The 14,896-nt window shown below is 64.4% G+C and carries 11 protein-coding genes; 5 read left to right on the top strand and 6 right to left on the bottom strand.

All coding sequences use genetic code 11. The features are described 5' to 3' along the window. Positions 1–1,155 carry a homocitrate synthase gene (gene nifV / locus GJ668_RS11200; protein WP_155450240.1) on the bottom strand — a complete coding sequence of 385 codons (1,155 nt, stop codon included), beginning with the start codon at positions 1,153–1,155 and terminating at the stop codon, positions 1–3. Positions 1,156–1,279: 124 nt separating this feature from the next. Here nifV and GJ668_RS11195 point away from each other — a divergent pair, with 124 nt between their 5' ends. Both GJ668_RS11195 and GJ668_RS11190 read left to right on the top strand, forming a co-directional pair. Beyond that, complete coding sequence (locus tag GJ668_RS11195) at positions 1,280–1,426, top strand: hypothetical protein (RefSeq protein WP_155450239.1); 147 nt, start codon at positions 1,280–1,282, stop codon at positions 1,424–1,426. A gap of 3 nt (positions 1,427–1,429) precedes the next feature. Beyond that, positions 1,430–1,861 carry a type II toxin-antitoxin system HicB family antitoxin gene (locus GJ668_RS11190; RefSeq protein ID WP_155450238.1) on the top strand — a complete coding sequence of 144 codons (432 nt, stop codon included), beginning with the start codon at positions 1,430–1,432 and terminating at the stop codon, positions 1,859–1,861. A gap of 268 nt (positions 1,862–2,129) precedes the next feature. On the opposite strand, the gene amrS is transcribed toward GJ668_RS11190, so the two are convergent. From amrS to GJ668_RS11165, 5 genes are all read right to left on the bottom strand, one after another. Further along, positions 2,130–3,227 carry an AmmeMemoRadiSam system radical SAM enzyme gene (amrS, locus tag GJ668_RS11185; RefSeq protein WP_155450237.1) on the bottom strand — a complete coding sequence of 366 codons (1,098 nt, stop codon included), beginning with the start codon at positions 3,225–3,227 and terminating at the stop codon, positions 2,130–2,132. Between the two features lie 43 nt (positions 3,228–3,270). Beyond that, the gene (locus GJ668_RS11180) at positions 3,271–6,072 is read right to left on the bottom strand and encodes an AMP-binding protein (RefSeq protein ID WP_186343045.1); all 2,802 of its coding nucleotides are present in this window, start codon (positions 6,070–6,072) and stop codon (positions 3,271–3,273) included. Between the two features lie 116 nt (positions 6,073–6,188). Further along, positions 6,189–6,623, bottom strand: a complete 435-nt coding sequence (locus GJ668_RS11175; protein ID WP_155450235.1) for a type II toxin-antitoxin system VapC family toxin — start codon at positions 6,621–6,623, stop codon at positions 6,189–6,191. A 524-nt stretch (positions 6,624–7,147) separates the two neighbouring features. Then, on the bottom strand, positions 7,148–9,652 hold the full coding sequence (locus GJ668_RS11170; RefSeq protein WP_155450234.1) for a glycogen/starch/alpha-glucan phosphorylase: 2,505 nt from the start codon (positions 9,650–9,652) through the stop codon (positions 7,148–7,150). Positions 9,653–10,135: 483 nt separating this feature from the next. Beyond that, entirely contained in the window at positions 10,136–11,716 is a 1,581-nt protein-coding gene (locus tag GJ668_RS11165) for a sensor histidine kinase (protein WP_155450233.1), read from the bottom strand. A 132-nt stretch (positions 11,717–11,848) separates the two neighbouring features. Between GJ668_RS11165 and sucC the strand changes: the two genes are divergently transcribed. The 3 genes from sucC to GJ668_RS11150 all read left to right on the top strand — a co-directional run bounded on the left by sucC (position 11,849) and on the right by GJ668_RS11150 (position 14,895). Continuing rightward, positions 11,849–13,057, top strand: a complete 1,209-nt coding sequence (sucC, locus tag GJ668_RS11160) for an ADP-forming succinate--CoA ligase subunit beta (RefSeq protein WP_155450232.1) — start codon at positions 11,849–11,851, stop codon at positions 13,055–13,057. Next, positions 13,054–13,926, top strand: a complete 873-nt coding sequence (gene sucD, locus GJ668_RS11155; RefSeq protein ID WP_155450231.1) for a succinate--CoA ligase subunit alpha — start codon at positions 13,054–13,056, stop codon at positions 13,924–13,926. The genes sucC and sucD overlap by 4 nt, the downstream gene beginning before the upstream one ends. A gap of 87 nt (positions 13,927–14,013) precedes the next feature. After that, a complete protein-coding gene (locus tag GJ668_RS11150) occupies positions 14,014–14,895 on the top strand; it encodes an ABC transporter ATP-binding protein (protein ID WP_155450230.1) in 882 nt (293 codons plus the stop codon). Position 14,896: the final 1 nt, after the last annotated feature.

Here is a 14,896-nt window from a genome sequence, read left to right as displayed (position 1 = left end):
CTATTGAAGTCGCGCTGTTTGCGGATAGCCGATCTCGGCGAGGAAGCGGCGCAGGTCGCCGGTCTCTGGACTGCGCTTGGTCTCGGTGACGAAGCGGCGCACCAGTGGCAACACGCGCTCAGCCTGGTCCTGGTCCAGCTCGAAGCACAGGCTCTCGGCATAGACGCGCTGCACGGCGTGGCGGCCCGAGTGCTTGCCGAGCACCAGCCGGTGGTTGAGTCCGAGTTCGGCCGGATCGACGCCCTGATAATTCAGTGGATCCTTGATCAGACCATCAACATGGATGCCGGCCTCGTGGGTGAAGGCGCCGGCACCGACCAGGCTTTTGTGCCAGGCAATCGGTTTGCCGGACGCCTGGGCGACCAGGGTCGAGAGGCTGGAAAAGCCTTTCAGGGTGACGCCGCAGTCGAGACCGTGGACGTGCTTGAGGCCCATGACGACCTCTTCGAGCGCCGCGTTTCCGGCCCGCTCACCGAGACCATGGACCGTGGTGTTGACGTGAGTCGCGCCGGCACGCACGGCGGCCAGGGTGTTAGCGGTCGCCAGCCCGAGATCATCGTGGGCGTGCATCTCGATTTCGAGATCCACGCGGGCGCGCAGATCGCGCAGACGCTCGTAGAGACCGAAGGGGTCCATCAGTCCGACCGTGTCGGCGAAGCGGAAGCGCCGTGCGCCGGCCGCCTGGGCGGTCTCAGCGGCACGCCAGAGGAATTCGGGATCAGCGCGTGAGGCATCCTCGCCGCCGACACAGACCTCCAACCCCAGATCCAGGGCCAGGCGAACCTTGCGCGCGATCTGGGCGAGCACCCAGTCCCGGTCGCGCCCGAGCTTGCGCGCGATCTGCTGATCCGAGATCGGAATGGAGAGATCGACCCGTTGCACCCCGAGATCGCGGCACTGGGCGATGTCGTCGGCGAGCATTCGGGTCCAGACCATGAGCCGTGCTGAGAGTCCAAGCGCGGCCACGGCGCGGATCGACTCGCGCTCCTCCTCGCCCATCGCCGGGATGCCGATCTCCAGCTCCGGGACGCCGAGCGCGTCGAGACCACGCGCAATGGCCAGCTTCTCGTCGAGCGAGAAGGCCACACCCGCCGACTGCTCGCCGTCGCGCAGAGTGGTATCGTTGATGATGACCGGATGATGAAGGGTGGGCATGGCTGGCTCCGAAATAACACTACAAGTGCTTATGCATATATCGGGCCGTATTTTTTATTTTTATATATCAGCTATTTATGTTTTTTGATTGAGTGATGCCGTGTGTTATTTAGCACAAAGACCAATGGGTTCTGATCATTTCGCACCAAAGGTCAGCCGACTGAACTGGAGTCGCCATGAGTTCGAACCGGTGTTGCCGATGCATGCCACCGAGCTGAAAACCGGCACGGTCGAGGCCATCAAGAAACAACTTGGTCTGAAGGGGCAATAAACGATGTTTGATTATCCTGTCTTGCTTGAGGCCCAGCCGGAAGGTGGTTTCGTCGTGACCTTTCCCGATGTCCCCGAGGCCATCACACAAGGTGAGGATATCGATGAGGCACTGCTCTATGCTGTGGATGCCTTGGAAACCGCGTTGTCGTTCTATATCGACGCGCGCCAGCCGCTTCCCCAGGTATCTCCCGCCAACGGGCGTCCGACAGTTCGCCCATCGGCCCTGGAGTGCGCGAAGCTGGGTGTCTATCAGGCTATGACCGAGCAGGGCATCCGCAAGGCTGAACTGGCACGCCGCTTGGGTTGGCACATGCCGCAGGTCGATCGACTCCTCGACTTGCGCCACGCCTCGCGTTTAGACCAAATCGAAGCGGCGGCTGGCGTCCTAGGGCATCGGGTTAAGGTTCGCGTTGAGCGATCTGACCATGGTTGATCCATCATAAAAAAGCCCCGCCAGGGAAGGCGGGGCGCAATCACCACTGAGGAGGTCAGAGAACGAGACAGAGGGAAAAGTCTCAACTCTGCCGCCTTTAATTAAGCATTATCAGTGCCAGCTTTGATCTGATAGCTGTTTTTACCGTTTTATCAATCCACTACAAACAAAGACCGATGGGGCATGTGACTGAGTCTCTTCCAATCAGCGTCATTTCTGCCCCGGATTCGACTGTTTCGCACTCGATTGGTGCATCAGGCCGCCGCCCTCAGCGCGCCCCCATCCCAATCCCCGCCACCAGCGTTCCACAATCCGGACAGACGCCATGCAGGATCCGGTTCTCCAGTAGCTGGAAACCGTGACGCTGGATGAGCCGCACGCCGCATCCGGCGCAGTGCGTATCCTCGCCGCCATCGCCGGGCAGATTGCCGACATAGACATGGTTCAAGCCAGCCTCCAGTCCGATGGCCGCCGCGCGTCTCAGGGTTGCCGCCGGCGTAGTCGCCACATCGGTCATCTGATAGGAGCCATGGAAGCGCGAGACATGCCAGGGGATGTCGGGCGAGACCGAGTGGATGAAGCGCGCGATCTCACGCAGTTCCTCATCCGAGTCATTGACCCCAGGAATCACCAGGGTCGTCACCTCGACCCAGACCCCGAGCGCGTGATAGCAAACGATGGCATCGAGCACCGGCTGGAGCTTGATGCGGCTGATATGACGGTAGCTCTCATCGCGGAAGAACTTGAGATCCACATTAGCCGCATCCAGCACGCCGGCCAGCTCGCGCTGGGGCGCCGCGTTGATGTAGCCGTTGGTGACGAAGACGTTGGCCAGTCCCGCCGCGCGCGCCAGACAGGCCGTCTCGTAAGCCAGCTCATAGAAGATCGTCGGCTCGGTGTAGGTGTAGGCGATGGAGCGCACCCCCGACGCCTGGGCCGCTTGCACGATCTGAGCCGGGGTTATCGGCTCGCCCGGCACCCGGTCGCCGAGTCGCGCCAGTTGCGGACAGAGTGGCAGACCATCCGCTGACGCGACCTCGCCCGGCTCCAGATGCTTGGGCAGACGATCGAGCGGCCATTGCGAGATCTCCCAGTTCTGACAGCAGGTGCAGCGCAGGTTGCAACCGACGGTGGCAATCGAATAGGTCGTCGATCCAGGATGGACGTGGAACAGCGGCTTCTTTTCGATCGGGTCGAGACTGCGCGACACGACCCGATCGGCCACCAGCGTAAACAGCGTGCCCTGACTGTTGTAGCGCACCGCACAGACACCGCGACCGCCGTTCGGAATGATGCAGTCGTGTGGACAGAGCCGGCATTGGACCCGTTTGGCGTCGAGCCGGTCGTAGAAACGTGCCTCCTTCATGTCGTGGCCCTCCCGCTGGGATATGGTCGGTCTATTCAGACGCTCAGGCTTCGACCTGAGCGGCGATGACGGCGCGGACTGCATCGCGCAGCACGCTGGCCGCCTCCCAGTCCGCTCCTTGCGGTGCAATCGGCGCACCGATGACGACCTCGATCCTCCCAGGACGCGGCCGAAAACTGTCCCCCGGCATGACCTCGCGCGTGCCCCGAATCGCGATCGGAAGGATGGGCGCACCGGCTTCAGCCGCCGCCGCAAAGGCCCCCATACGGAAGGGTAGCAGACCCGGCTGCTCGCGGAAGGTCCCCTCGGGAAAGAACGCCAGACTCGACCCATCACGCAAGGCCGCCCGCAACCGCTCGCCCTCGCGCTGACTCCGCTGGAGATCGAACCGCTCGACGAACAGTGTCCCCATCCGCTCCAGAAAGCGTCCGACCAATGGGTTGACGGTCAGCTCACGCTTGGCGACGAAGCGCACCGGGCGCGGGATGGCCGCGATCAACGCCAGCGCATCGAGATAGCTCTGATGATTGGCGACCAGCACCAGGCTTTGGTCGAGCGCCGCCAACTGCGCCTGCCCGGTCACACTCAGGCGCACGCCGGTGAGCCGATGCAGGAGCCGCACACCGCCACGCGCCAGCCACCAGCGCCAGGCCAGGCGTGGACTGAGCATAACGCCCATCCAAACCCAGGGGGCGAGCACATAGAACACCAGCCAGGCATAGCCGACATAGAGGGTCGCAGGCAGCCGGGCGAACCCATCACGCAGTCGCCCCCCAATCGCCCGTGCACTCACCCGCACCAATGACCAGACCGGCGCCGGTGGGGCCTCGAACAACCGCCCGGCCAGATACCGCGCGCGCGTATCGCCCCGGCGCAGCTTGCCGCTGGAGGTCTTGAGCACGGCATGCGGCGGGGCCAGGACGATCTCGTCGGGCGGCAGACCCAGCACCTCGGTGGCCAGTTCGCGCGCCCGCTGGGCCAGCGCCGCCCGTCGCTCGGGATCGCGCTCCTTGCTCTCGGCCACGATCACCAGCCGCTCGCTGCCCTGACGCGCATCGCGCGCGGCGAAGGCCACCACGCAACCGCGCCGGATGCCCGGCAGCTCGCCGAGCGCCTGCTCGACCTCATAGGGATAGAGATTGCGCCCGCCGCGGATGATCAGATCCTTGACCCGCCCGGTGAGATGGATGTCGCCGCCGGCCAGATAGGCGCGATCCCCGGTCTCGTGCCAGCCGTCGCGGATCAGACGCGCGGTGGCCTCGGGATGGCGATAGTAACCCTGGGTCGCCGATGGTCCCTGGAATTGCAGCAATCCCTCGTGCCGCTCGGGTCGCTCCTGCTGGCCCGACTCATCGACGATCCGCACCTGATAGCCCGGCAGCGGACGACCACAGGCGACCACCTCCAGCACGTCCGGATCGTCACAGGCCACCGGCAGGGCATAGCCCGAGCCGGCGAAACGCACGCGGTCGATGCAGTCGATACGCGGCCCGCGCTCGACCGGCGGAAAGGCCAGACCGACGGCGGCCTCGGCCAGACCATAGACCGGCGCCAGCGCCTCGGGCCGCAAGCCGCAGGGCGCGAAGTGCTCGGCGAAGCGGCGCAGGGTGTCGGCGCTGACCGGCTCGGCGCCGTTGAACGCCCGCCGCCAGGAACGGAGATCCAGCCCCTCCAGTTGGCTGTCCGACAGTCGCGTCAGACACAGCTCATAGGCGAAGTTGGGCGCTGCCGACAGCGTGCCGCGATGGGTGCTGATCGCCTGGAGCCAGCGCCGGGGACGCGCGAGAAAGGCCAGCGGCGACATCGAGATCAGCGGCACGCCGAAATAGAGGCTGCCCAGCCAGGCGCCGATCAGGCCCATGTCGTGATAGAGCGGCAGCCAACTGACGAAGACATCCTCGGGCGCAATGGCGATGGCCTCGCCCATGGCGCGGATGTTGGCGAGCAGATCGGCGTGGGTGAGCATCACGCCCTTGGGGTCGCCCGTACTGCCGGAGGTGTATTGCAGAAACGCCAGATCGTCCGGCCTCGGATCGGCCCAGTCGGCGCGGTTCAACGGCTCCGTCGCGTCCAGCCCCTCCAGCGTCAGGATCTCATGCAGCGACGGTACCTGAGCGCGCAGCAGCCGGGCGACGGGGCGCGCCTCGGGGACCGTGATCAGCACACGCACGCCGGCGTTATCGAGCAGTCGGGCGTGACGGCGCAGATGGTCTTCGAGCTGCTGGGGCCGCGCCGGTGGATAGATGGGCACCGGCACGCCACCGGCGATCAGCACGCCAAAGAAAGCGAAGAAATAGTCCAATCCGGTCGGCAGCATGATCGTGACCGTCGCGCCGGTCTTGATTCCAGCGGCGCGCAGACGGGCGGCGACGCGCGCGGCACCCTCGGCCAGCGCGGCATGGGTCAGCGGATGCGGCCGGTCGTCGCCGTCGTAATAGGTCAGATGGACGCGCTCGCCCTGGCGGTCGCGATGCCAGGCGAGTACGTCGAGCAGGGTGCGCGCGTCGGCCGGATGATCCAGGCGCGTGCCCGTCGTCGGCGTGGCGGCATCGACACTCGGTCTCTCGGAGTCCACCGAGTCCGACGCCCCGTGCATCAGCGCCAGCAGATCGCGCGGTGTGGAGGCGAGCAGCGCCGTATCGGGTAACTGGACGTCCAGACCGCGCTCGATACGGGCGATCAGCTCGGCGCGGCTCAGGCTGTCGAGTCCAAGATCCGATTCGAGCCGGGTGTCGAGCGTCAGCCCCTCGCGCGGCTCGGGCAGACGCGATTCACGCGCGAAGTCGCGCAGGAGTGTCAGGAGCGGGCGGGCAGGCTCATCGGGGGTGGGCGAGGGTGTCGTCACGGTGTGGAGTCTCGGATGGCTGAAACCGGAGAGACATTTGAACCGCAAAGACCTGGATACGCAAAGCGCCGTAGGGGACGCATGACGTCCCCTACGGCTGGTCGGGTCGCTTAACCTCAGGCAACCGCCGACTGCATCTGCCGGAGCAGGTCGCCCGGAGCGAGCACCGGCAGCGTGGCTTCGTCGAAGTCGGGTGCATTGAGCGTGATGACATGATCGAGTCCATTGACACGCGCGCACTCATGAAGCAGCGCATCGTCAAAATAACGCCAGCCAAGCCCAATGGCCGCATCGATCACCTGCGCGTCGACCGGGGCGATTTCGAGCATGGCGCGCAATTCGTTCAGCCTCGCGCGCGCGCTCAGGTCACCATGAGCGCGTGTGAGGTGGTCGTGGAGCAATTCGATGGTCGTCGCACTGACATAGCCGGTGATCTGGCCGTTGGCCGCCAGCGTCAAGGCAGCGGAGGATTCGGGCGTGTGGTGCTCGTCATTGGTCAGGGCGTCGACCAGTACACTGACGTCGAACAGCGTCTTAAGAGGTGGGTTCATGGTGTCACTCCTTTTCTACGTCGATGATCCGCCGGGACCGTCAAACTGGTCCCGTGAGTGCTCCGGACGGACTGCGCGTTTCCATCGCCCGTTCGGTACGCTCGCGCCATGAGAACCCGGGCGACTCCAGTCGCTCGGGTGGTTGAAGCGGGGTGTCTTGCGATCTCGAAACAGGACGATTCGCCCGAGCGAGGTAAGGCGAGATGGGCGAGTTAGAGACGGGAGGCTGGCGAGACCTGACCTCCCGGAGGTGCATATCCGTGTATGGCCCCTGGGCAGTGAGCGTCGTCGGGGGGGCCGCTCCTGGATGAGGCTGAGCATTTCCTTTAGATATCCCTGCTCGTTGTCATCGAAGAGTCGTATTCTAAACTGTGATCCAGTTCACACAAGCCATTTTTGAGGCATGCGCATTTTTTGTGTGCCAAAGAGCGCCGCGCGCGATTCAAGTGGTTGATTCAACTGAACATCACTGTAAACCACGCCTTGTCTGCGGCATCCCCTCGGATCGCACGGCGCTAGGAGACTCAACCGGCTGCCGGCTCGATCGGCTTGGGCGTGATCTTCCAGATGTGCTCGGCATAGTCGCGGATCGCGCGGTCGGATGAAAAGTGTCCGATGCGCGCGACATTCAGAATCGACATTCGCGTCCAACGCTGCGTGTCCTTGTACGTCTCGCTCACCGTCTTCTGACAGTCCAGATAGGCGCGGTAGTCAGCAAGCACCATGAAGGGATCGTGGTTGACGAGATTGTCGGTCAGCGGGCGGAAGATCTGAGTGTCGCCGTGCGAGAAGAGTCCCGAGTTGATCAGGTCGATGTCGGACTTGAGTTTGGCGTCGCTCTGATAGTGCTCCCAGGGCCGATAGCCGGTCATCTGCCGTTGCAGCGCTTCCTCGGCGGTCATCCCGAACAGGAAGAAATTGTCCTCTCCAACCGCCTCGCGGATCTCGACATTGGCCCCGTCGAGCGTGCCGATAGTCAGCGCCCCGTTCATCGAGAACTTCATGTTGCCCGTGCCCGAGGCCTCCTTGCCGGCGAGCGAGATCTGTTCGGAGAGATCGGCGGCCGGATAGAGGCGCTGGCCATTCTTGACGTTGAAGTCGGGCATGAAGGCCACCCGGATCCAGCCATTGACGTGCGGGTCGTTGTTGATGACGGCGCCGACGGCATTGATGAGCTTGATCATGAGCTTGGCCATGAAATAGCCAGGCGCGGCCTTGCCGCCGAAGATAAAGGCGCGCGGCACCAGATCCTGAGACAGGCCCTGTTTGATGCGCTGATAGCAGCGGATGATGTGCAGCACCTTGAGATGCTGGCGCTTGTACTCGTGGAAGCGCTTGGCCTGAACATCGAACAGCGACTCGGGGTCGAGCTGGACGCCGGTCGCCTGCTTCATCCAGGCGGCCAGATCCTGCTTGGCCGCGCGCTTGACGGTCAGCCATTGTTCTTGCAGTCCGGCCTCATCGACATGCGCCTCCAGCTCGCGCAGGCGCTCCAGGTCGCGAATCCAGTCCTCGTGACCACAGGTCTTGGTGATGAGCTGGGCCAGACGCGGGTTGGCCACCACCATGAACCGACGGGGCGTGACCCCATTGGTAACATTATGAAAACGCCCTGGCCAGAGTTCAGCGAAGTCCTTGAACAGTGTCGCCTTGACCAGCTTGGAATGCAGCTCGGCTACGCCATTGACGGCCTGGCTGCCTACGACCGCTAGATTGGCCATGCGCACGCGCCGCTCGTCGCCCTCGGCGATCAGCGACATGCGCCAGATCCGCGCCTCATCGCCGAGAAAGTGCACCCGCACTTCGTCGAGGAAGCGGCGGTTGATCTCGTAAATAATCTCCAGATGGCGCGGCAGCAAGCGCTCGAACAGGTTCACCGACCAGGTTTCAAGTGCCTCGGGCAAGAGTGTGTGGTTGGTGTAGCAGAAGGTGCGATGGGTGATGCCCCAGGCCTGATCCCAGCTCATGCCATGCGCATCGAGCAGCAGTCGCATGAGTTCGACGACGGCGAGCGCCGGATGGGTGTCGTTGAGCTGGGCGACGAACTTGTCGGCGAAGCTCTCCAACGGGCCGACGGTGTTCTGATGCAAGCGAATCATGTCCTGCATCGAGCAGGAGACAAAGAAATACTGCTGCTTGAGCCGCAGTTCCTTACCGATTTCCGGCTCGTCGTTGGGATAGAGCACCTTGGAGATGGTCTCGGCCTCGATCTTGGCATAGACCGCGCCATAGTAGTCGCCGGTATTAAAGGCCTGGAAGTCAAACGACTCGGATGCCTCGGCTTTCCACAGCCGCAGCAGATTGACGTTTTCGGTGCCGTACCCCAGGATCGGGGTGTCATAGGCCACGCCATTGATCTCGAGTTCGGGCTGCCAGCGCTGGCGCATCTGGCCGCGCTCGTCGCGATAGGACTCGGTGTGTCCGCCATAGCCGACCGGAAAGCAGATTTTGGGGCGCGGGATTTCCCAGGGATTGCCGTTGCGCAGCCAGTTGTCGGTCTTCTCGACCTGCCAGCCGTCCTCGATGGCCTGATCGAAGATGCCGAACTCGTAACGGATGCCATAGCCGATGGCCGGCACCTCACAGGTCGAGAGCGATTCCATGAAGCACGCTGCCAGCCGCCCGAGTCCACCGTTGCCCAGACCCGGTTCTTCTTCTTCCTCGATGATGGAATCGAGATCCAGCTTCAGCTCCTCGCTGACCTCGCGCGCGTTCTCGGTGATGCCGAGGTTGACCAGATTACTGGCCAGATGCGGGCCGAGCAGATATTCGGCTGACAGATAACAGACGGTGCGCGCATGGCTGCTCTTGAAGAGCTGCGCCGACTTGACCCAACGTTCGAGCAACCGGTCGCGAGTTGTGAAGGCCGCGGCCATGTAGAGATCGTGCGGTGTGGCCACTTCCAGGAAACGGCCCTGGATATAGAACAGATTGTCGAGAAAGTCCTGCTTCAGCGCGGCCTTGGACATGCCAGTGCGGGTGCGTTCACGCTCGCTGTCCAGGGACTCCGGGGTGTTCGGCGTGCTCATCGGTTCCTCCGCGAGAAACCCCGTCCTTCAGGGCGGGGAGGGATAGCGGCTACGACTGTGCAGCCACCGGAAACAGGTGCAGGCTTTCCACCTGCCGGGCCGTGAGGCTCTGCCCGTAAGGGCCTGGTGACGGTGCGGCGTCTCACGACGCGACACGCTCCCCTCGCCAATGTGTGCAACCGGCTCCCGCTGGCGCGGCGATCAAAACCTTCGACGCTTTACCTTTCGCCTGCATGATCTCGACCTTTCAGAGCGGCGGACTGAGGAAGCATCCGCCGGTGAGTCTTGGCGACCTGTGGCACACGTAGCCCCTTTCGACCCTCCTGGTCAGGCGGGCTGAGGCTGGTCAACCCAGCTTGCTCTCACAAGCTCCGCCCTTCAGGGCGGGGTAGTTGACCGGTCTCTCGGGCGATGTCGATTCTGCATGCACTCTAAAACGCCTTGATTCGAGCGTCCACCACGAACCTGTGACGGCTGACCGGCCTAACCGAAGGTCAGGATGAAGCGGCTGCCATGCGGCCGGGCGGCGGCATAGGTTAGACGGATACCGTTGGACTCGGCCAGCTCGCGGGCGATGTAGAGTCCGAGTCCGGTGCCCTGGCTTTTGGTGGTGAAGAAGGGGTTGAAGATGTCGCGCACGGTCGTCGGATCGATCCCCGGACCGGCGTCCTGGACCTCCAGATAGATCCCGTCCGGTGCAGCGCGTCGACCCAGGCGCAGTTGAATGTGCGCGGCCTCGTCGGGCCGGCCGCCGTGTACGAGCGCGTTCTCGCAGAGATTGGCCAGGATCTGATGGAGATGACGGGGGTCGGTTTCGATGTCGAGCGGCGGCGCTTCGATCAGTACGTGCAACCCGGTCTCGTCGAGTCCATGCTGTTCGCGAAAATCCTCGGCGAAGGCCAGCGTCCAGGCGGCCAGTTCGATCGGACGCGGCTCGATCTGACTGCCGCGCGAGAGCTGGAGTACGCTGCGCACCGTCTCCTCGATACGCGCGCTGTTGCGCTGGACGATGTCGAGCAGATGCCGGTCCTCGTCCGACAAGGTCGGGCCTTCCGAGAGTAGCTGACCGGCATGGCTGATGGCACTCAGCGGATTGCGGATGTTGTGCGCGATACTGGCGGTCAGGGTGCCGAGCGAGGCGAGCTTGATCTGCTGAGCCTCGCGTTCGGCCTCCTGGCCGTCGCGCAGATAGATCACCACGCCATTGGCACAATCCTGTCCGAGTCGCTTGAGTGAGACCCAAACCTCGCGGTTGGCAATGGCCAGACGGCCCTCGCGCGGCGCGGTCGTGCGGATCTGACTGGCGAGCCAGCGACCCAGTTCAGCCGAGAGATTCTGGAGCGTGATACCGGGCTTGACGTGCCGAGCACCGAGCAGATTCAGGGCGGCGGCATTGATCCGTCGCAGTCGCTGTGCGCCATCGGCAACCAGGATGCCGGTACCGATGCTCTGGATGATGAATTCGTTGAGCTGGGAGAGATCATCGATATCGACCTGACGCCGCGCGGCGAGCGCTTCGGCCGAGCGCACCCGGCGATAGAGCACATGGGCCAGCAAGGCGACCGTGAAGAAAAGCAGACCCAGCAAACCGGCCTGGGTGAAGGAAATCGCCCGGCTGCCGCCGAGCATGGTGCTGTAGATCTGCTCGCTGATGACGGCCAGCGAGGCCAGGGCCGCGAACAGCAGCGAGAGTCGCCCCTCCAGCATGAGCGCGCCGGCGGCCACCGCCACGGCGAGCAGAATGCCCAGCCCGCTGGTGACGCCACCGGCGGTGTGCATGAGCGCGGTGTAGGCGAGGATGTCGACGAAGATGGCGAGCTGGACCTGATTGATCCGCGGCGGCCAGCGGAGCGAAAGCCCCGCGCCGCTGATCAGCACCAGCAGCGCATAGACGACCAGGACGTTCCAGGCGAGCTGGGTGTTGGAGCGCGCGAGTGCCGGGTCGGTGGCGGCCGGTGAGAACGCCAGCACCAGACCAACCACCATCAGCAGCCGGAAGAGAAAGAGCCAGCGCAGTGCACCCCAGCTCGGATAGATGGTTTCTGTTCCGGGTTCGGCATTCATTGAGAGAGACCGCATTCGATCGAAGACGCGACCCGTCAGACTCAGCGGGCATTCGGGTATTATGCGCCGTTCAAGCCGTTTCGCCGATCACCGTCACCGCATGGGATCGCACGCCTTATTCTGGTCCAGTCGATGAACTTACACGAATTTCAAGCCAAGCAGTTATTGCGGGAGCGCGGACTCGCGGTCCCGGATGGAATCCTTGCCGAGCAGCCCGAAGCCACACGCGACGCCTGTGCCCGACTTGGCGGCGAACGCTGGGCGGTCAAGGCTCAGGTCCACAGCGGCGGTCGCGGCAAAGCCGGTGGCGTGGTGCTGGTCGACAGCCCCGAGCGGGTCGAGACCGAAACGCGCCGTCTGCTCGGTTCGCGACTCGTCACTGAGCAGAGCGGTCCGGATGGACTGCCGGTGAACGCGGTCCTGATCGAGCGTCCGACCGCTATCGCGCGCGAGCTCTATCTGAGTCTGCTGGTCGATCGCGCCAGCGAGCGGTTGCTGTTCGTCGCCTCGGCGGCTGGCGGCATGGACATCGAGACGGTGGCGGCGCAAACGCCCGAGCAGATTCTGCGCGTTGCTGTGCATCCGGTGGTCGGCGTTCAGCCGTATCAGGCGCGTCGGCTCGGCTTCGGGCTGGGTCTGGACGACGCCCAGATCAAGGCGCTCGGCACGCTCCTGGATGGACTCTATCGGCTCTTCATCGACAGTGATGCGAGCCTGATCGAGATCAACCCGCTGGTCGTGACCGACAGCGGCGAACTGCTGGCGCTCGATGCCAAGATCACGCTCGACGACAACGCGCTCCTGGGTCATCCGGCACTCACGGCGCTGCGCGACCCGAGCCAGGAAGATGCGCGCGAGGCGGCAGCGCGGGCGCACGATCTCCACTACATCAGTCTCGACGGCAATATCGGCTGCATGGTCAATGGGGCCGGGCTGGCGATGGCGACCATGGACCTGATCAAGCTCCAGGGCGGGCAGCCAGCCAACTTCCTCGATGTCGGCGGCGGGGCAACGGCGGCGCGGGTGGCTGAGGCGTTCAAACTCATTCTCTCCGACCCCAAGGTCGCCTCGATCCTGGTCAACATCTTCGGCGGCATCGTGCGCTGTGACCTGATCGCCGAGGGCATCATTCAGGCCGTGCACGAGGTCGGGGTGTCGGTGCCGATCGTGGTGCGGCTCGAAGGCACCAATGCGCCCCAGGGTCTGCGGATGCTCGCCGACAGCGGTCTGGCGCTGGAGACGGTCAGCGAACTTGACGCGGCGGCGACGCTGGCGGTCGCGGCCGCACGGCGTGGTAGCGGCTCATCATCGAACACCGTGGAAGGGGGGGGCCGCGCATGAGCATCCTGGTCGACGCCAATACCCGTGTCATCTGTCAGGGCTTCACCGGCAAGCAGGGGACGTTCCACAGCGAGCAGGCGCTCGCCTATGGTACCAATCTGGTCGGCGGTGTGACCCCAGGGAAGGGCGGTCAGTATCATCTCGACCGGCCGGTGTTCGACACTGTCAGCGAGGCGGTGCGCACGACCGGTGCGGATGCCAGCATGATCTATGTGCCGGCGCGCTTCGCCGCCGATGCCATCCTGGAAGCGGCCGATGCCGGTATTCGGGTCATCGTCTGCATCACCGAGGGCATCCCGGTGCTCGACATGCTGCGGGTCAAGGCCGCGCTCGCCGGGACGGACGCGGTGCTGATCGGCCCCAACTGTCCGGGTGTCATCACGCCGGGCGCGTGCAAGATCGGCATCATGCCGGGCCATATCCATCAGCCGGGACGGGTCGGCATCGTCTCGCGCTCGGGCACCCTGACCTATGAGGCGGTTTATCAGACCACCCAGGCCGGTCTCGGTCAGAGCACCTGTGTCGGCATCGGCGGCGATCCGATCCATGGGCTGGACTTCATCGACTGTTTGCGTCTGTTCGAGCGCGATCCCCAGACCGAGGGCCTGATCCTGGTTGGCGAGATCGGCGGCGAGGCCGAGGAGGCGGCCGCCGAGGTCATCCGCGCTGAGATCAGCAAGCCGGTGGTGGCCTATATCGCCGGGGTCACGGCGCCGGCAGGTAAGCGTATGGGGCATGCGGGCGCCATCGTCACCGGCGGCGCGGGCACGGCTGAGGGCAAGTATGCGGCGCTGGAGGCGGCCGGGGTGTTGACCGTCCGCTCGCCGGCTCAGATGGGCGTGCGTCTGGCCGAGCGGCTGGACCGCTGACGACGCCCCGATGATAGCGAACCGACTTTGGAACCGACGTTGTCAGGCGGAGTCGAACCGCGAGCCGCAAACCAAGGAACCCGATATATGACCGCCCTGATCGAAGCCCGGAACCTGGTCCGTCTCTATCCCGGCGTGCGCGCCGTCGATGGCCTCAGCATCCAGGTCGCGCCCGGCGAGTGCTTCGGGCTGCTGGGGCCGAACGGGGCGGGCAAGACGACCACGCTCGAAATGCTCGAAGGCATCCAGACCCCGACCTCGGGTCAGGTGCTGTTCAAGGGTCGGCCGCTGGGACGCGATGATCGCGAGTCGATCGGCATCCAGTTCCAGGCCACGGCGCTCCAGGACTTCCAGACCGTCGCTGAGTCGCTGGCCATGTTCGCCAGTCTCTATCGACGCCACGCCGATCGCGATGAACTCATCCGGCTCTGTCATCTGGGCGACATCCTCGACCGTGACACCCGCAAGCTCTCCGGCGGTCAGCGCCAGCGGCTGCTGCTGGCCATCGCCCTGGTCAACGATCCCGAACTGGTGTTCCTCGACGAGCCGACCACCGGACTCGATCCGCAGTCGCGGCGCAATTTCTGGGGCCTGATCGAGCAGGTGCGTCGGCGCGGCACCACAGTGCTGATCACGACCCACTACATGGAAGAGGCCGAGCGGCTGTGCGACCGGGTCGCGATCGTCGATCAGGGGCGGATCCTGGTCGAAGGACGCCCGGAGGCGCTGATTCGCGACCAGTTCCCGGCGCGTTTGATCCGGCTGCCGGACTCGGCCTGGCCGGCCGGCGTGCCGTTGCCGCCCGAGGCGCTGGTGCGCAATGGCGAGATCGAGCTGCCGGCCGAAGAGGTCACGCCCCGGCTCGAAGCCTTGGAGCGCATCGGCGCCGATCTGAGCGCCCTGCGCGTGGCCACGCCCAATCTGGAAGACCTCTTTCTCAAGCTCACCGGACACACACTCAGGACTTGAC

Origin of the sequence: Allochromatium palmeri, assembly GCF_009720725.1 — a bacterium.
In the GTDB taxonomy this organism is placed as follows: Bacteria; Pseudomonadota; Gammaproteobacteria; order Chromatiales; family Chromatiaceae; genus Thermochromatium; species Thermochromatium palmeri.
This window is presented reverse-complemented; position numbering and strand designations above follow the sequence as displayed.